15 protein-coding genes and 4 pseudogenes are annotated in these 17,237 nt (G+C 68.3%); 8 read left to right on the forward strand and 11 right to left on the reverse strand.

The window, feature by feature from the left end:
- Together ABT078_RS40760 and ABT078_RS40765 are read left to right on the forward strand one after the other, a co-directional pair.
- A pseudogene (locus ABT078_RS40760) lies at positions 1-234 on the forward strand (IS701 family transposase); the annotation flags it as partial.
- Positions 235-395: 161 nt separating this feature from the next.
- Positions 396-1,367, forward strand: a complete 972-nt coding sequence (locus ABT078_RS40765; protein ID WP_351237218.1) for an alpha/beta hydrolase — start codon at positions 396-398, stop codon at positions 1,365-1,367.
- 17 nt (positions 1,368-1,384) lie between these two features.
- Here the strand turns inward: ABT078_RS40765 and ABT078_RS40770 are convergent.
- The 3 genes and pseudogenes from ABT078_RS40770 to ABT078_RS40780 all read right to left on the reverse strand — a co-directional run bounded on the left by ABT078_RS40770 (position 1,385) and on the right by ABT078_RS40780 (position 3,654).
- Positions 1,385-2,235 (reverse strand): annotated as a pseudogene (locus tag ABT078_RS40770) (IS5 family transposase).
- Positions 2,236-2,596: 361 nt separating this feature from the next.
- Positions 2,597-3,196, reverse strand: a complete 600-nt coding sequence (locus tag ABT078_RS40775; RefSeq protein WP_351237220.1) for a GNAT family N-acetyltransferase — start codon at positions 3,194-3,196, stop codon at positions 2,597-2,599.
- Positions 3,197-3,252: 56 nt separating this feature from the next.
- On the reverse strand, positions 3,253-3,654 hold the full coding sequence (locus ABT078_RS40780) for an STAS domain-containing protein (protein WP_351237222.1): 402 nt from the start codon (positions 3,652-3,654) through the stop codon (positions 3,253-3,255).
- 697 nt (positions 3,655-4,351) lie between these two features.
- Between ABT078_RS40780 and ABT078_RS40785 the strand changes: the two genes are divergently transcribed.
- Positions 4,352-4,714 (forward strand): hypothetical protein, encoded by a 363-nt coding sequence (locus ABT078_RS40785; RefSeq protein WP_351237224.1) that lies wholly within the window; start codon positions 4,352-4,354, stop codon positions 4,712-4,714.
- 157 nt (positions 4,715-4,871) lie between these two features.
- Positions 4,872-5,387, forward strand: coding sequence for a peptidoglycan-binding domain-containing protein (locus ABT078_RS40790; protein ID WP_351237226.1), 516 nt, complete (start codon positions 4,872-4,874; stop codon positions 5,385-5,387).
- A 249-nt stretch (positions 5,388-5,636) separates the two neighbouring features.
- Here the strand turns inward: ABT078_RS40790 and ABT078_RS40795 are convergent, their stop codons facing one another.
- A complete protein-coding gene (locus ABT078_RS40795) occupies positions 5,637-6,131 on the reverse strand; it encodes an MmyB family transcriptional regulator (protein ID WP_351237228.1) in 495 nt (164 codons plus the stop codon).
- A 331-nt stretch (positions 6,132-6,462) separates the two neighbouring features.
- Between ABT078_RS40795 and wrbA the strand changes: the two genes are divergently transcribed.
- The gene (wrbA, locus tag ABT078_RS40800; RefSeq protein ID WP_351237230.1) at positions 6,463-7,080 is read left to right on the forward strand and encodes an NAD(P)H:quinone oxidoreductase; all 618 of its coding nucleotides are present in this window, start codon (positions 6,463-6,465) and stop codon (positions 7,078-7,080) included.
- A gap of 485 nt (positions 7,081-7,565) precedes the next feature.
- Here wrbA and ABT078_RS40805 read toward each other — a convergent pair whose 3' ends face one another.
- Positions 7,566-8,546 carry an alpha/beta fold hydrolase gene (locus ABT078_RS40805; RefSeq protein ID WP_351237232.1) on the reverse strand — a complete coding sequence of 327 codons (981 nt, stop codon included), beginning with the start codon at positions 8,544-8,546 and terminating at the stop codon, positions 7,566-7,568.
- A 932-nt stretch (positions 8,547-9,478) separates the two neighbouring features.
- Here ABT078_RS40805 and ABT078_RS40810 point away from each other — a divergent pair.
- On the forward strand, positions 9,479-9,673 hold the full coding sequence (locus tag ABT078_RS40810) for a hypothetical protein (RefSeq protein WP_351237234.1): 195 nt from the start codon (positions 9,479-9,481) through the stop codon (positions 9,671-9,673).
- 332 nt (positions 9,674-10,005) lie between these two features.
- Here ABT078_RS40810 and ABT078_RS40815 read toward each other — a convergent pair whose 3' ends face one another.
- The gene (locus ABT078_RS40815; protein WP_351237236.1) at positions 10,006-10,239 is read right to left on the reverse strand and encodes a metallothionein; all 234 of its coding nucleotides are present in this window, start codon (positions 10,237-10,239) and stop codon (positions 10,006-10,008) included.
- Between the two features lie 278 nt (positions 10,240-10,517).
- Here ABT078_RS40815 and ABT078_RS43020 point away from each other — a divergent pair.
- Both ABT078_RS43020 and ABT078_RS40820 read left to right on the forward strand, forming a co-directional pair.
- A pseudogene (locus ABT078_RS43020) lies at positions 10,518-10,668 on the forward strand (TadA family conjugal transfer-associated ATPase); the annotation flags it as partial.
- A pseudogene (locus tag ABT078_RS40820) lies at positions 10,666-10,782 on the forward strand (methyltransferase); the annotation flags it as partial. The pseudogenes ABT078_RS43020 and ABT078_RS40820, both read left to right, overlap by 3 nt.
- A gap of 290 nt (positions 10,783-11,072) precedes the next feature.
- Here ABT078_RS40820 and ilvD read toward each other — a convergent pair.
- The 5 genes from ilvD to ABT078_RS40845 all read right to left on the reverse strand — a co-directional run bounded on the left by ilvD (position 11,073) and on the right by ABT078_RS40845 (position 16,479).
- Entirely contained in the window at positions 11,073-12,821 is a 1,749-nt protein-coding gene (gene ilvD, locus ABT078_RS40825; RefSeq protein ID WP_351237238.1) for a dihydroxy-acid dehydratase, read from the reverse strand.
- A gap of 276 nt (positions 12,822-13,097) precedes the next feature.
- Complete coding sequence (locus ABT078_RS40830; RefSeq protein WP_351237246.1) at positions 13,098-14,243, reverse strand: RNA polymerase sigma factor; 1,146 nt, start codon at positions 14,241-14,243, stop codon at positions 13,098-13,100.
- A gap of 8 nt (positions 14,244-14,251) precedes the next feature.
- Positions 14,252-14,659 (reverse strand): YciI family protein, encoded by a 408-nt coding sequence (locus ABT078_RS40835; RefSeq protein ID WP_351237240.1) that lies wholly within the window; start codon positions 14,657-14,659, stop codon positions 14,252-14,254.
- 197 nt (positions 14,660-14,856) lie between these two features.
- On the reverse strand, positions 14,857-15,105 hold the full coding sequence (locus ABT078_RS40840; protein ID WP_351237242.1) for a hypothetical protein: 249 nt from the start codon (positions 15,103-15,105) through the stop codon (positions 14,857-14,859).
- A gap of 207 nt (positions 15,106-15,312) precedes the next feature.
- Positions 15,313-16,479, reverse strand: a complete 1,167-nt coding sequence (locus tag ABT078_RS40845; protein WP_351237244.1) for an alanine--tRNA ligase-related protein — start codon at positions 16,477-16,479, stop codon at positions 15,313-15,315.
- Between the last annotated feature and the right edge of the window lie 758 nt (positions 16,480-17,237).

Consider the following 17,237-nt stretch of genomic DNA (forward strand, 5'->3'; position numbering starts at 1 on the left):
AGGACGGCCGGTGCCCGCTGGCAGGTGGAGGAGTGCTTCCAGACCGCGAAAGGCGAGTGCGGGCTGGACCACTACCAGGTCCGGCTCTACCGGGCCTGGTACCGGCACATCACCCTGGCCATGGCCGCCCTCGCCTACCTCACCGCCATCCGCGCCACAGAAGCCGCAAAAGGGGCGGCGGAGACGACGGACAAGACCTCATACCCCTCAGCGTCCCGGAGATCCGCCGGCTGATCGGGCACGTCGTCGTCACGCCCCGCTGCCATGCCAACGAGCACCGACTCCGCTGGTCACACTTCCGACGCCGCAGCCAAGCCCGAGCCAGACTCTGCCATTACCAACGCCGAGGCCACGACCCACACATGCGGTTGCAGTACTAAGGCAGGAGGCGTATCATGACCACTTCTCCGTCCTTCTCGACCCCAGTCCTGGAACCCGCGGCCAGGGAGCTGGCGGATGCCACTTCGCAGCACCCGCGCATTTACGAAGTCCCACCGGAGAACGGCCGCGAGATCCTCGATGATCTGCAGGCGGGGGAGGGCGTGGCCAAGCCGGCCGTGAGCGAGGAGTGGGTGAGCGTAGACGCAGGAGGGTACGGTCACGTCCGCGCCCGTATCATCCGCCCCGAGGGAGCGACAGGAACCCTCCCCGTGGTGTTGTACATCCACGGCGCCGGATGGGTATTCGGTGATGAGAACACCCACGACCGACTGGTGCGTGAACTCGCGGTCGGCTCGGACGCCGCGGTGGTCTTCCCGGTCTACGACCTGGCCCCCGAAGCGAAGTACCCCACCCAGATCGAGCAGAACTACGCAGTCGGAAAGTGGATCATCCAGAACGGCGAGGAGCAGAACCTCGACGCCTCCCGGATCGCGGTCTGCGGCGACTCGGTCGGCGGCAACATGTCGGCCGTCTTCGCGCTGATGGCGAAGGAACGCGGCGATGTTCACCTCGCGGCCCAGGTGCTGCTCTACCCCGTCACCGATGCCAACTTCGACACCCCCTCATACCAGCAGTTCGCCGACGGCTACTACCTCACTCGCGACGGGATGAAGTGGTTCTGGGACGCCTACACCACCGATCCCAAGCAGCGCGCCGAAATCTACGCCTCGCCCCTGCGAGCTGACATCGAGCAGTTGCGTGGTCTTCCCACCACGCTGGTCATCACCGATGAGGCCGATGTACTGCGTGACGAAGGCGAGGCGTACGCATCCAAGCTGCGCGAGGCGGGAGTGGACGTCACCGCGGTGCGTGTACTGGGGATGGTCCATGACTTCCTCATGCTCGACACCCTCCGCGACTCCAAGGCGACAGTGGTCGCACGCACGTTGGCCGTCGAAGCGCTGCGCCGAGCACTCCACTCTTAGACCGACCGGCAAATGGATCACTTGAGGCGTCGGGTGGTGGGTCGGCCGTCCCAGCGGTAGCGGCTCGTTGCTCGGCGGATCAGCATGCGGGGCGTGACGAGGGTAGCGGCGAGGTAGAGGTAGAAGTCCACGGTGGTGCCGGTCTTCTCCGTGCAGCGCCGCAGCTTGCCGTAGTCGTTCATCCATGAGTGCGTGCGCTCGAACACCCAGCGCTTGCCGGCCTGGATCGGAGCCGGCACGCCCTTGCGTGCGATCTCGGCCGTGAATCCCAACTCTGCTGCCAATGCTCGGGACTTGACACTGTCGTAGCCGCGGTCGAGGTTGACGTTGACCGTCGTCGGCATCGCGCCGACCTGGGGTTTCGCCGCGTCCAGGATGGGGCCGAGCAGGGGGTGAGTCATGGCGGTTGGCACCGTCGGAGACGATGCCGAACGGGACACCGCACGCGTCGGAGGCGACCGAGCGCTTCAGCCCCTGTTTGCCCCGGTCGACCGGGGAGCGCCCGGCCTTCTCGCCGCCGGACGGGGCCTTGGTGATGCAACCGTCCACGGAGATCTCGCTCAGCCCAAGGCCGATCATCCGGTCGTACGCCTCAGGCGCGAGGGCGTGCACCTTCTCGGATATCCCCAGTTCGGCCCACTCTCTGACACGTCGTCGTCGTACGGTCAGAACATCCGGGAGTGGAGATGCGCTCGTATCCGGAGCCGTGGACCAGCGCGAGCACGATGTGCTCGAAGACCTTCCGGTCGGCGATCCGGCGGCGGTGACAGCCCAGCGGATGGTCCGCGACGAACTCTCCCCGGGCGGGCAGGAGAGCAGCGAACTGGTCCCAGAGAGGTTCAAGCAGGCAAGATGGCAGCGCGGGCACGGCCGTCCTTCGTGATCACTGAGCATAGAGAACTCCATGATCACGTGGACCCGTGCCCGCACCGTATCCAGCCCATCCCCCGAACCCACGGCGGCCGCCTATTGCCGGTCGGTCTTAGCCTCGATCTTTCATAGAGTCCGTCGGCTCGCCGCCGGGGCCGCTTTCGACTCGTTGGTGTGTGTGGGCGGACGGATGGTCCGGCCGCTGCCGGGTGGGCTCCGGGTTCACGCCCATCTGGTCACCTGGTGGACAGCCTGCTTCATGAAAGCGCAAGGTTAAGGCTTGGGGTTACGGCGGTCGGGAGGTCGAGCCCGGCTTCGGAGCGAAGCCGGGCTCGAGGAGGCGGGGTGATGGATACGGGCTATTCGGCCCGCTGAGTTCTCGCATCGTGTGCTAGGCCGTCCGGGTTGGCCGCTGTTCGCTTCCTCAGAGGAAGGACCAGCGCCCGTAACGCTGTGGGCCCGGGCGGTCTGTGTACCGTTCCGATCTCCTGCCATCCCCAGGACTGGAAGGCGGCATGGGCGGCACGGTTGGCCGCAGGCACGAGGGTGGTGCCGAGCGACGCATGGTGGTCGGCGACCAATCGTTCCTGCAGCCGACGGGCGATGTCGCGGTCGTGCTCGTGCGGGTGGACGACGATTTCGGTGATGGCGAAGACATGCCCGGATGCGGTGAGCTGCTCGATGCTCTGCGGCAGTCTTCCCTCGAAGCCTCGCCACCAGGAAACGTCGCGGTGTACGGGGAATCCGAAGGCACACCCGACCAGTGTGGTGGTCTCCGCGACCAACAGGGCGAACCCCGGCCTCCGGATGTCATCCGTCAGGCGGCGCAGGAAGTCCTGGCGGTTGCGGTACTCCTCACCGGCGGCTGTGTCGGAGGACTCGACGTACAGGTCGCCCAGATCCTCTTTGAGTCCCTCGGCCTGCCAGCGGTTCAGCCGGCGCAGACGTACTGCCTCCATGGGCGACGGCCCGTGGCCACCAGGCTGGGGCGGCTGCCCAGCCAAGGGCCGACCGCTCACAGCACCCTCACTGGAGTAGCCGGCGTGGCAGGAACGATCCGGTGCAGAGGCCCGTCCGGCGGCCTCCCGGTGCGGCCGTCCGGGAGGGCGAGGAGCAGGGTGTCGGTGCCAGTGAGGGCGAGGAGGCGGGCCAGCATGGGGGGCGGGTGGTGCAGCCGCAGGGAGCCGCAGGCCACGGTGGTTGCCCTTGATGCGTGTAGGAGGACGTTGAGGCCGGTCACGTCGCAGAAGGTGACGGTGGTCAGGTCGACGTCGATGGTGCGGATGCCGTCGTGCAGGCATTGCGCTAGCGACTCGCGCATCACGTGCACCGTCGCCAGGTCGATCTCGCCGGTCAGGGTCAACAACGCTCGGTTGTTTCTGACGTGCCGGTAGATGGTCAGCTGGGGAATGGGCATGGCGCCTCGGTTCAGCAGACAGGCGGAGCAGCGTCGTACCATGCCGGACTCCCGGCCCCTTGATGCATTGCTCCGGATACGGTCGTACTCTTATGCAGGCAATGAACGGCCGGGCCGGCAGCCTGTGTTCAGGCGGAGGTCCAGCTGGTTTCCCTCGGGGATGCATCGGGCGGTCGGACGGAGTCCGCTGCCCTCTGGCATCTATGCCAAAGCAACGTGCGTCGGGGTGTGGAGCGTTGACGTTATCTACGCAGCGTCGTCCGCGGCCCTGGTGAAAGGACGGAGCAGACATCCTGCGGCGGATGACCGGCAGAACGTTGGGTTCACCATGACATGGGTGATCGCGCTACAGCGGTCCAGTACCGCAATGAGTGCGGGCAGTCGGCCCTCAGGTCGCGGGAGCGGCCACGCCGATCAGACGGGGAACAGCGCCGAACGGCGCCAACATGAGTGGGAGCGGCGCTGCGGTCATGACGCGACCCCTGCCCCGGGCCTGCCTTGAACGGGCCCAGTGTTGTGAATCGCCGAGAGCGACACGAGCATGAAAGCTCGTGTGCGAAGTGCCCTCGGTATCTGTAGGGTACTCCTGCTCACGGCCCGACGGGCTATTGCGGAGCCACGAGTTGAGGCCGAGGAGCGGCCCACGGCAACCGTCGAGCAGGTCGACGCGCCCGCCGGCGCCATGGGGCGGTGGCGGATGATGGACTCCTTCGGCGCCTACGGGGCGATGCGCCCGGGGGAGCAGGCGGCGTTGCGACGGCTGAACGTCACGCTCGAACCACTCGCGGTCGAGGTCAGCGATGCGGCGTCCGAGCTGACCACTGGCCGCTTTCCGCAGGTGAGGGATGCCGTAGGCGCAGGCGTCACATTCGCTGGTGGCCACCTCGGTCGAGTACGGGCTGACTGTGATGCCCGGCGAGCGGTGGAGACGAGCGAAGGCTGTGTGTCCGGGCTGCTGGGGCTGGTGGCTTTCAGGATTCGACCTGCGAACGGATGCGCTCCACTGCTCGCCGAAGCGCCGAGCATGAACATGACAAGAACGCGCGCTCGCGTCGCCTGACCCAACCCCCACACGTCGTAGTCGGTGACGTTGGCGTGAACGTGCCCGATCTGTGGCGTGAAATTGCCGTATTGATTCGGCCTCGGGGGCTGTCTAATGGCGCGAACTGGCTCCAAGGGGGGGCCTGAATGCGGGAGTCTTCATGAGTTGGCACAGAATGCGCATCAAGCTGGGCGCGTGCACGGTGGGGGCGCTGACAGCCGCCCTCCTCGTGGTGAGCACCACCCCGGCCGCGGCGAGCGGAACCTACAGCGGCCGCGCCTACGTCTACGGGGGTGGCGTGTTCGAGGGTGACTGGGACGACGAAGGCATCGTGTCGAGGAGCACGCACGCATCGTCGAACGCCACATGCATGTGGCAGAAGATCCTGTGGGCAGACGGCTTCCTGGACTCCACTTCGGACATCGACGGGGTCTTCGGCACCGAAACCTACAACGCGACCAGGGCCTGGCAGGAATACGAGAACCAATACGGGGCCGGTCTGGTCGTCGATGGGTCGGCTGGTAAAGCGACCTTCGGCCGGGCGCACGAATACTTCGACACGGCAAACGGGAAATTCCTTGGCCTGCTCCGCAACTTCGACATGAAGCGCGACGCGGACGGCAACTACCAGTTCGTCGACGGTGATGGCTCTTGGCGTAAGGCCGGTTACGACTACCGGTCCTGCAGCTGACGCCTGCCGTCTCAGGCGCGCCGAGGGCCCGCTTCCTGGAGGGGAGGCGGGCCCTCGGCGCGTTGACGGCCCCTGCCTGGTGGCCTTCGACATGGTTGATTGAGTGGTGCACCGGCCAACGCGCAGGGCTCCGACCCGACAAATGGTCCTACGCTGACAGGACAGCCTGGCGCTCCCCGGCGCCGGCCTGCTTCGCCTGGACCGGTTGGCGCACCCTTCCCTGGACGTGAGGGCTTGGCTCGTTTTCGGTCATCGTGGTGGTGGTGGTGGGGAGGCGGTCTGCGCGGTGGGGTGCTCGTGGGCGGCGATGTCGAGCCGGACGAGGGCGTCGTGCTCGGGGCTGCCAGACTCGGCACAGTAAGTGATCACTCGGTGACCAGGGGTGTCTTCCGGCGGCATCGACTGGTAGTCGAGCGTGAGGCCGTCGACGTCGGGGTGGCGGAAGGTCTTCCGGCCGCAGGCGCCCGCCCTTGATGTGGTGGTTCCCGCAGGCGGGCGAAGTCCTTGCTCTTCATGAGCGGTTCGTCGGCCAGGCGGGTCAGGTCCGGGCATCAGGGTCAGTGCCGCCCAGGGCGCGCAGGGAGGCCACGCAGGACGAACGATCCGGCGGGCTGCAGTCCACGACCGTCGACCACGGTGACGGCCGGGGCCACGGTTACGTCGGCACCTCCGCACCGGGGCCGGCCCGACGTCGGCCTCGTCGGCGCCGCCGAGCTGGCTTGGCCCCACTGGCATCCCTCTCATTGCACCTCGCGGAAGCGCCTCGCGGACGGGGTGTGCCGCGCGCACTCTGAACGTCTCAGGGCGCTCCAGTGGACTGTTCGCTTGTCGGGGGTCCCTCGCGGTGAGCGTTGGTGAGGCCGGCGCCAATCACGACGCGCTCTGCGCTGACCCGTCGGCTGGAAACAGGCAGCTTCGCCAGAGGCTCAGCCACTCGCCGCGACGCCTGTGGCACACGGTCAGAGCCTTCATGTAGTTTAAGCCTCAACCAGGTGCGGGTTCGCCCGCGACGCCTCTGGCAGCGGTGCGCAAGCGCCGCTATGACACCTCAAGACATCAACCGGAGATCCACACCATGGCTACGTCTGTCAAGCTCGCTGTCATCTACTACTCGTCCACCGGCTTCAGCGCCAAGATCGCCCAGGAGATCTCCGACGCCGCCGAGAAGGCGGGCGCCGAGGTCCGACTGCTCAAGGCCGCCGAACTCGCACCCGAGGCCGCGATCGCCTCCAACGAGGCGTGGGCGGCCCACGCCGCCGACAGCGCCGGCATCCCCGTCGCCACCCCGGCAGACGTCGAGTGGGCCGACGCCGTCATCTTCGGCACCCCGACCCGCTTCGGCAACATCTCCTCGCAGCTGAAGCAGTTCATCGACACCCTCGGCGGCCTGTGGGCGCAGGGCAAGCTCGCGAACAAGGTCTACAGCGGATTTGTCACCACGGCCACCACCCACGGCGGCCAGGAGTCGACCCTCCTCGCCCTGTACAACTCGATCCACCACTTCGGCGGCCTGATCGCCTCTCCCGGCTACACCGACCCGGTCAAGTTCGTCGATGGTAACCCGTACGGCACCTCGCACGTCGACGCCCAGGGCAACAACCCCATCGGCGACCAGACCCTCGACGCCGCCCGCCACCAGGCCGAGCGTGTCGTCCAGATCGCCGGCGCGCTCAAGGCCGGCCTCGCCGCCTGACTCACCCCGGACCCCAGGGCCCGAAGGTCCGTCGTGCGGGAACTCGTCCTGGCCCGCCGCGGCCACCCGGAGCACACCGCACGGTGAGGACCAGACACGGTCGGCCGCCCGGCTTCAAGCCCGGCGGCCGACCGCCCTCGTACTGTGCACAGTGGCTGATCACGGACACATCGGGCTCGGCTGGACTGATCACGCTGATGCAGACGGCGGCGGGCTGCGCGTGCTGCTGCTCGGCATCCCCGCCGGGGTCCTTGCCGGCATCGTCGACCGCCGGCGGCTGCTTCGGCCGACGGTACGCCGCCCAGCAGAACACCGCCGTCGCCGACGGGATCAACGAAGCGCCTCAGCCGGGGATGCCCGTGCCTGCCCATGCGGCCACTGTGGGCAGCGAGAGTGGCCGCCGGGAGAGTCCCCTGGGGCAGGCGGTCAGCCGCCTCCGAGCAGGGAACCGAGTCGGGGGCCCGTCTCTGCGGGCTGGCCGTGCGTCAGGTGGCGAGCGAGGCGAGCCAGTCGGTCAGGAGCTGGTTGGTCTCCATGGGGCGTTCCTGCTGGATGAAGTGACCACAGCCGTCGAGAATGTGCGAGGCAGCGAGACCGGGCAGAGTGGTGGGGTGAGCCATGATCGCGCCCTCCAGCCAGGTGGTGGAGGCATCCAGACCGCCGCCGATGAACAGCGACGGCTGAGTGATGGGGGTGCCGTCGAAGTCGGCCAGGTCCTCCCAGTCCCGGTCCATGTTCCGGTAGCGGTTCAGGGCTCCAGTCATGCCGGTGCGTTCGAATTCTCCTGCGTAGACGTCGAGATCGTGATCGCTGAGCCAAACCGGCAGACGGTCGGTGGGGAACCGGTCGCGCAGCTCCCCGCCGCGGTTGACGAAGTGCGGGTCCGGGGCACTGGGCGCGGGCATGGTGTCGGCGGACAGGGCGGCATAGAAGCCCGTGAGCCAGCCGCGGACGTCGGGCTCCATCTCCGCCTCGGCGCGACCTGGCTGCTGGAAGTAAGAGACGTAGAACTCCTCCGTGCCGCCCATCTGCGCGAAGATGTCGCTGGGCTTGGGTCCGCCGGGCGGGGTGTAGGGCACGCTCAAGAGCCCAACCGCGCGGAACGCATCGGGCCGAACCAGAGCGGAGGTGGCTGCGATGGTCGCGCCCCAGTCATGCCCGATGACGATCGCGGATTCTTCTCCCAGCGCATCCACTACGGCGACGTTGTCCTCCACGAGCTCGAGCATCCGGTAGGCATCGATCTCCTCGGGTTTGGAGGAGCGCCCGTAGCCGCGGACATCGATGGCCACCGCGCGGTAGCCGGCGGCAGCCAGCACCGGCAGCTGGTGACGCCACGCGTACCAGGACTCCGGGAAACCGTGCAGGAGCAGGACCACAGGCCCGCTGCCCTGCTCCACCAGGTGAGTTCGGCCGGCTGGCGATGACACCAGACGGTGGGTGCGTTCAGCGGATGTCTGCTGCATGGGTCCTCCTGAGGCTGAGGCATCGTGCGTGGAGCCGCTGCGGGCGAGCAAACCGGGAGCGGTTGAAGTGTTTCTCCACTCAAGGGCAGCAACAGTGATCATGCGGAAGACGGGACGACGCACGCCAAACCTTTTGCGGATTCAGCAAGCCCGGAGCCGCAACCTGCATCGAAGTCTCGTCCACAAGCCGGTGGCTGGGGAAAGCGCCTTCGATTCCGTGGCGACTTTCGGCCCGATCTTCGAAAACCGGGTGCCGTTCAAGTAGCCGGTGTCGAGCGGACGGCCTTCGGTGACATGCACGTCAGTACTCACTCCCAGCACGGCTTCGACCTCTGCGCGGGTTTGGAAATGCGGAACCCGAGACGGATCGGATAACCACCGCTCGGCCGCCTTCACCGTGACACCGACTGCACGGGCGAGGCGTCCGGCGGTCATATTCGCGTTGGCTGTAGCGTCGCGGAGCACTGTGTTCAACGTGTCCCTCGAGGACGTTTCGGCTTTCTCGGACAATAGCTCCGAGGTGTCCCGTCCGTCTGTCCCGTGAACGTGGAAGGGTCCCTATGGGTGGCGCTGGTTGGGGCGCGACGGAACGGCAGTCGAGCAGCACATCCGGCGCGAGGGCTCTGCGAGAGCTGATGGCGGGGCGCAGCGTCGCGCGTGGGGAGTGGGGGAAGCGGGGGGCGACGCGGTGGAGCTTCTCGAGAGAGCGGCCATCCCGCCCGGGCGATGATGTACCCGTCCTGCAAGTGCCCGCGGTGTCGCTGACACCAGCTGCCGGGCTTCCGTGACGAAGACACCACGATGGGAGACCACAATGGGCTGTCCACGATGCGGTGCATCGACGTCACAGGGCCCGCACGGAGGGTGGCTGTGCGGGAACTGCGGTTGGCAGTCCGGGGTGAGCCCCGAGCCCGCGCGGGTAGAGTCCGAGCATGACCCGGCACCCCGAACCTGACCCGACGGCACATGCCGCTCCGGCCGCCGAGATCACACGTACCGACTGCGTGCAGTGCGGGACCGAGGTGTATGGCCTCGATGGTCGCTATGCGTGCCCATTGTGCGGCTGGGTGAACCACTGGAGCGAGGGCCATACCGAGCTGCCCGTGGACGTCGACAAGGGCCGGTAGGCCGGCCGCCGACATCCCGCCGACCACCGAGGCGCCGACAGCCCGCGAGGGGCGCGCGGCGCGCTCCTCGATCGCGCCCAGGCGTAGCGCGTGCCGGAGACTGCCCCGGCCTCCCATCCCACTGTCGGCTGGCCGGGGCTTCTTGGCACGTCACGTCTGTGCCCACGAATGCCCACATACCAGAAGCCGTTTCGGAGATCGATGAGGCTGGTGAGCGGAAAGGCTCCTGTCGACAGCTCGCGGCCACACCGGAGGCAAGGGCCTTTGTGCCCGGGCGAAAGTCCGGCCCCGATCGTCATCATCCCCAAGCCCAGCGGCTGACGAGCCCCGAGCTAGGCGTGATCCACGAGTTGCGCGACGCCGCGCTGGCGAGCGCAGTGTGCGCAGCAGAAGAACTGCCCGTTCGCCTGAAGGCCGTGGCCAAGGATGCGGCACTGGCAGTTGTCGCAGTTCGGTGCCAGCTTCTGGGCGGCGCATTCGATGCTGTCGAAGATGTGAACCGCTCCCGCCGCACGCACCTCGAACGCCAACTCGTAGTCGTTGTGGCATACCTCGCACACGGCCATGAATGATCAGCTCCTTGTTGCTGCAGCGGATGGCGCAAGAGCCATGGTCAGCCCTTCGGGAACGTACCGTGCAGGTTGACCGGACTTCGTACGCCGCGTTGGCCGGGGCTGGACTGCCGGACCGGAATCACTCAGGTGGGCGCGCACGGGGATTGGGCCTGGCCGGTGAGCGCGGCAGGTGCTCGCTCCGCTCGGCGGCGACAGTGCCCCAACTGACCGCCCCTGGTGGCCCGGGACCGACTCGGCACTCGGGCTGCCGCCGGCGGGCGAACTGCGCCTGGGTGGACGCCGGGCTCCGGGACGAAACCCGCATGCATGCGGTGCTGCCGCCGGTCCCGGTCGGCTCGACCTGCCTGTCGCTGCGGGTGGTGCGCCCCCGGGCCGCTGAGCGACCTTGTAGCGGCGGGGACGGTTCCGCCGGGCGGGGACGAGGGCTGCGGCAACCTGCGCGGCGGCTGGCGCTTCATCGACCACCTCGACACCGGCCACTTCTACGGCATCGACATCTCGCCCGCCATCCTGATCGCCGCCAAGCCGACCCTCCCTTCGATGCCGGCAGCTATGACTTGGCCCCCGTCGCCGTGCAGCGACGGTGTCCTCCCATGCCTCCGAGCGCCAACCCCCAGTAGCCGGCGGCCGGCGCACTCCGGAACGCATGGGGCGCCTCGCAGTCGGAGCCGGGCATCGCCTGCATCACTTCCAGGCACAGCAACTCCGAGTGACTGAACCTCGGCGGACTGGACGAGACCGCGATGGCCCCGACGTGGCCCCCGCCCTGCGCATGGCTCGGGCGCCGTCGCGAGGAAAGAGCGCCACTCAGGAGTGCATGAGACTCAGCCGCAGATGGCGCCGTAGGCGGGGGATCCGACGAGTTTGGCGTATTTGCCAAGGACGCCGGTGGTGTAGCGCGGGGTACGGGGTTTCCAGTGGCCGCGGCGCCGCGCCAGTTCTTTGTCGTCGACGAGGAGGTCGAGGCGGCGGGAGGGCATGTCGAGGCGGACCCGGTCGCCGTCGGCGACCAGAGCGATGGGGCCTGCGGCGGCTGCTTCGGGGGCGACGTGACCGACACACAAGCCGGTGGAGCCGCCGGAGAAGCGCCCGTCAGTGAGCAGGAGCACGTCCTTGCCCAGACCCGCGCCTTTGATCGCACCAGTGACGGCCAGCATCTCCCGCATTCCGGGACCGCCTTTGGGGCCTTCGTAGCGGATGACGGCGACGTCGCCGGGGTGCAAGTTGCCGGCGGTGAGAGCGTCCATGGCCTCTTGCTCGCCGTCGAAGACACGAGCGGTGCCTTCGAAGACCTGAGAGTCGAAGCCGGCGCTCTTGACGACCGAGCCTTCGGGGGCGAGGGAGCCGTGGAGGATCGTCAGCCCGCCGGTCGGGTGCAGCGGACTGCTCAGCGGGTGAATGACCTTCCCGTCGGGTTCGGGTGGAGCAACAGCCGTGAGGTTGTCCGCAACCGTCATGCCGGTAACGGTCAGGCAGTCCCCGTGCAGCAGATCGGCGTCGAGCAGGGCCTTCATCACCACGGGCACGCCGCCGATGCGGTCCAGGTCGGTCATCACGTACCGACCGAAGGGTTTCACGTCGGCCAGGTGCGGGGTGCGGTCGGCGATCCTGTTGAAGTCGTCGAGAGCCAGGTCGACACCGGCCTCGTGGGCGATCGCGAGCAGGTGCAGGACGGCGTTGGTCGAGCCGCCCAGCGCCATGACCACGGCGATCGCATTCTCGAACGCCGCGCGGGTCATGATCTGCCGCGTGGTGACTCCGGCGTCGACCAGCTTCACAGCGGCCTGACCGGATTGGCGCGCCAGCTCATCGCGGCGCGGGTCAGGGGCGGGCGGGGAGGCGCTTGCGGGCAGTGACATGCCCAAGGCCTCGGCGGCGCTGGCCATGGTGTTGGCGGTGTACATCCCACCGCAGGCGCCCTCCCCCGGGCAGGCGTGCCGCTCGATCGCATCGAGTTCCTCTCGGCTGATCCTGCCCAGAGCACACGCCCCGACCCCTTCGAAGGCGTCGATGATCGTCAGGTCCCGTCCATGCAGGCGGCCGGGTAGGGTCGAGCCCGCGTAGACAAAGACGGCTGCCACATCCAGGCGGGCGGCGGCCATGAGCATCCCCGGCAGCGACTTGTCACATCCCGCCAGCAGCACCATGCCGTCCAGCCGCTCGGCGAACATCACCGTCTCCACCGAGTCCGCGATGACCTCCCGGCTGACCAGCGAGGCACGCATCCCTTCGTGCCCCATCGAGATGCCGTCGGAGACCGAGATTGTGCCGAACTCCATCGGGAAGCCGTCCGCCTCGCGCACGCCGTCCTTGCTGGCCCGGGCCAGGCGATCCAGCGACAGGTTGCACGGCGTGATCTCGTTCCAGGACGAGGCGATCCCGATCTGCGGCTTGTCGAAGTCCGCATCGGTCATCCCCACGGCACGCAGCATCGCTCGCGCACCCGCACGCTCATAGCCGTCAGTGACATCCCTGCTCCGCGGCTTACGGTCAGTCGCTCTCTCAGACACGACAGCCACCCTGTTCCTAGGCGTCGGCTCATGGCGTCCACCAGCCTGCCGCAGGCAGGCCACCACCGCATCACAGCGCTGCAGCAAGCCAACCGATGACAGCGAATACGGCGTGCCTCCGGCGCATTGGTTGTGCCGGGTATGCCCGGTACACCTACTGGCTTCGTGTGTAGTCCACTTCCCCTGCGGCCCTGCTGGATGAGTGGGACGCGGTGCCGATGCTGAGCTTCCCCGCCGACAACAGGTCGTGCAGCTGGTCCCGACCGGCCTACTCACTGTGAGGCGACCGCTCTGACCACGGGGCTGCGCCAGTGCCGCGGGAAATGCGAGCGCGACCCGTCAGCGACACCGGCGGGCGTTGAGCCGGGCGGCCTGGCGCGTCAGGTGGTCACGCTCGGCGAGGTTGGGTGCCTTCTGGGCCGCCTCGGCATACAGCCGTGCCGCCGTCGCCAGGTCGCCGTCGCGCTCGTGGAGGTACGCCGCCACCGCGGCATGGCGGGGCAGCGAGTCGTCCAGTGCCACGAGCGCCGCCAGGCCGGCACGCGGTCCGTCGGCCTCGCCGACGGCCACCGCGCGGTTGAGCCGGACGACCGGGCTGTCGGTCAGGCGCGCGAGCTCGTCGTACCACTCGACGATCTGCACCCAGTCAGTCTCCGTGGCGGTGGGCGCGTCAGCGTGGAGTGCCGCGATGGCGGCCTGGGCCTGGAACTCGCCCAGGCGGTCGCGGGCGAGGGCCGCCTGCAAGATCTCGACGCCCTCGCCGATCGACTCAGTATCCCAGCGGCCGCGGTCCTGATCGGCGAGCGGCACCAGGCTGCCGTCGGGCGAGGTCCGGGCGGCGCGCCGAGCGTGGTGGAGCAGCATGAGGGCCAGCAGCCCCGCCACCTCGGGGTGGTCGATGGCGGCCGCGAGCTTTCGGGTGAGCCGGATGGCCTCGGCGGCGAGGTCGACGTCGCCGGAGTAGCCCTCGTTGAAGACCAAGTAGAGGACACGCAGCACGGTGGCGACGTCGCCGGCCTGGTCGAGCCGCACGCCGGAGACGGTGCGCTTGGCCCGGCTGATGCGCTGCGCCATGGTCGCCTCGGGCACCAGGTAGGCCTGGGCGATCTGGCGGGTGGTCAGCCCGCCGACGGCGCGCAGCGTGAGCGCGACCGCGGACGACGGCGTGAGCGACGGGTGGGAGCACAGGAAGTAGAGGTGGAGCGTGTCGTCCACTGAGGGCGCGTGCCCGGGCGCCGGCTCCTCGTCAACGATGTCCTCACGCCGGCGGCGGGCGGCGTCCGCCCGGGTCGCGTCGAGGAACCGGCGCCAGGCCACGGCGACCAGCCAGCCCTTCGGGTCCCGCGGCGGGTCGGCCGGCCAGACGCGGACCGCCTCGACCAGCGCGTCCTGCACGGCGTCCTCGGCCGCCGCGAAGTCGGCTCCGCGGCGGACGAGGATTCCGAGCACGCTCGGTGTGAGGCTCCGGAGCAGGGCCTCGTTCATCTGAGAGGTCACTCCGTGATGGTGGGCGGCGCGGCCAGGAACGGGCGCACCTCGAGCCACTCGTGGATCGGCTTCCCGCCTGCCCCGGGGGCGGCCGACAGTTCCCCGGCCAGCTCGATGGCGCGCTCGTAGCTGTCGACGTCGATCACCATCCAGCCGGCGATGAGGTCCTTGGTCTCGGCGAATGGCCCGTCGGTGACCGGGGGGCGACCCTCGCCGTCGTACCGGACGAACGTCCCCTCGGGGGCGAGCGCCTGACCGTCGACGAACTCGCCGGTCCCCTCGAGCCGAGCCGCGAAGTCGTGCATGTACTGCATGTGGGCCGAGATCTCCTCCGGCGTCCACTGGTCCATGGGCGCGTCGTTGACCGCAGCCGGGGCGCCGCGGTAGTGCTTGAGCAGCAAGTACTTGGCCATGGTGTTTCTCCTCGGTGCTGGTGCGACCCATTCTGGTCGCGTTCATAGCGGGGACGGAGCCAGTCACGGGTTCTCGACATCGCCGTCCGAACTCTTTGGCTCTCGTGAATGAGCTTGGGTGAGGCGCCTTGCGGTGTCCGGGTCCACGGCGTGGCGCGAGGGAGAGACGGAGCGAGGCCCTCCAAGATCGGCAGCGATCAAGCAAGTGAATCAAGCAGGCCTCGCGTGCGTCGCTGTACGTGTGGTGCCGACGCGTCTGGTGGGCTCGGGCCAATCAGCTGTTCGGCGTGGAGGGCGTCCACGTCCTCGACGTCACCGGCGATCCCGACGTTGGCGGTGAAGGGGATCTGGTGGTGCTGGACGTCGAGTCCGATGCCGATCTGATCGGCTGTCCGGACTGCGGGGTGATCGCGGTCGGCCACGGCCGCCACGACCACGCCCTGCATGACGTCCCGCACTTCGGCACGCGGGTGCGGGTGCGGTGGCGCAAGCGGATCTGGCGTTGCCCCGAACCCTCGTGCCGTCGGGGGACCTGGACCACTGCCGTCGGCACCATTCGCCGTGTGGAGTGCTCGGCTCGCGAAGCGCGTCACCGCCCACAGACCCGAGCAGCATGGCTGCCTGGCTTGCCGAGCCCGCTTGCATCTGCGCCTTCAGTCTTGCCGCAGGCTCGTGACCAGGTCGCGTGGCAGACCATGGGTGTCGTGGAGGTAGTGGAAGTCCTCCTCGGTCAGCGGGCCTCGGAACCGGGGTCGGGCGAGCACCTGCCGGCCGCGCTCCAGGAGCCGACGGAACCGGCGCTCCTCCTCAAGCAACATCCGAAGTACGTCGCCTGGGCGCATGTCCTGCCGGAAGTGGTCCAGGGTGTGCTGGACCAGTTCGTCCGGCAGGTCCTCGACACCACGCGAGGGATCGTCCCGCCACAGCACGGTGAGCACCCGTCGCAGCAGGCGTCGCAGCACGTAGCCCCGTCCGGTGTTGGCCGGGCGCACGCCGTCGCCGAGCACCACGACGGCTGAGCGCAGGTGGTCGCAGACCAGACGCAGCGACGGTTCCTCCAGGGGCCACAGGGACGGCAAGAGGCGCCGCCAGGGGGCGAAGACGTCGCACTCGAACACGGACGACTTGCCCTGGAGCAGTGAGGCCAGCCGTTCCAGGCCGAGTCCGGTGTCGACGTTGCGCTGGGGAAGAGGCACGAGGGAACCGTCGTCGAGCCGGCGGTGGCTCATCATCACGTGGTTCCACACCTCCACCCAGCGGTCGTCGCATGTGGGTGTCGACTGGGGTGGGCAGTCACCGCTCCACAGGAAGATCTCCGAGTCGGGACCGCACGGTCCGACAGGGCCGTTGGACCACCAGTTGTCCTCTACGGTGAGTTCAACGGGGACGCCGCGGTCCTGCCACAACTGAAGGGAAGCGGTGTCCGGCCCGGTCTGACTGTCGCCGGCATAGGCGGTGGCATGCAGCAGGCCAGGATCGATACCCAGTCCCTCGGTAAGCAGCCCGTATCCCCAGTCGAGACTGAGCGGGCCTTCGTAGTCGCCCAGCGACCAGGTGCCGAGCATCTCGAATACCGTCAGGTGAGTGGCGTCGCCGATCTCCTCCAGGTCCGTGGTGCGCAGACAGCGCTGCACATTGACGAGGCGCCTGCCGAGCGGATGGGGGCGGCCCTCCAGGTATGGAGTGAGCGGGTGCATGCCAGAGGTGGTGAAGAGAACGGGGTCGCCGGGTGGTGGCAGCAGCGTCGAGCCGACGATCCGGCGATGGTCGCGGTCTTCGAAGTACTCGACGAACGTCCTGACCAGCTGTTCTGTATTCACGGGGGTGACTCCTTCGCGTCACAGCGGGGGAGGCACCGGAGAACGGGACCGTTCAGTCGTCCGGCCGAGGACAGGGGCGCCGCGGCACTACCGACGGACCGTTTCCGGTCGCCGGGGGAGGAGAACGTCAGGCGGCGGCAACCGGCGAGCTGGGTGCTCGCGCGGTCGCGGTGTTGCTTGGGCCGGTGACGTTCATGCGGGTGACCATAATGCGGTCCTGCCCGCCGAGGCACACGATTTTGCCGTCGGAATGTCCCGGGCCCCACGCGCTGCTCACTGTCCTGCGAGGCGGCGCGGCCGGGGGCGCCTCACCACTTCTCAGCGCCCGATGCGCTTGTGCAGCACTGGCGCGCTGACCGCCATGCCAGTCAGGCCGGCGAGCAAGGCGCCGGCACCGTTGCCGGTGCTGTAATGCGTGAGGACCCTGCGATCGCCCCCACGAACCCGGCCGTCAGGAAGACGAGCGTGGCGCGAGCGGTCAGAAGGGGACTTGGGTCCTCAGAGCCGGATGAGGCAGGAGCCCAAGGTGTGAGCCGGTCAGTCCCGCCAAAGTGACGCATAAGTTTGACGAGGTGGCTTCGTTGTCGGCCGTGGCCGTTCGTACTGCATGAATTCGCGTTCACCTGATTTCTCCCAGGAGGCCCCGGCCTTCAGGACTCCGTGAAATGGACAGGGCGGACATCCTGGCTCTCACTCTGGCTGGGAGTGGATCACTTGACCTGCGGGTCCGTGAGTCATAGCGACCCCCGTGGCCAGCG

Origin of the sequence: Streptomyces sp. NPDC002133 (genome assembly GCF_040296405.1) — a bacterium.
Lineage (GTDB): Bacteria > Actinomycetota > Actinomycetes > Streptomycetales > Streptomycetaceae > Streptomyces.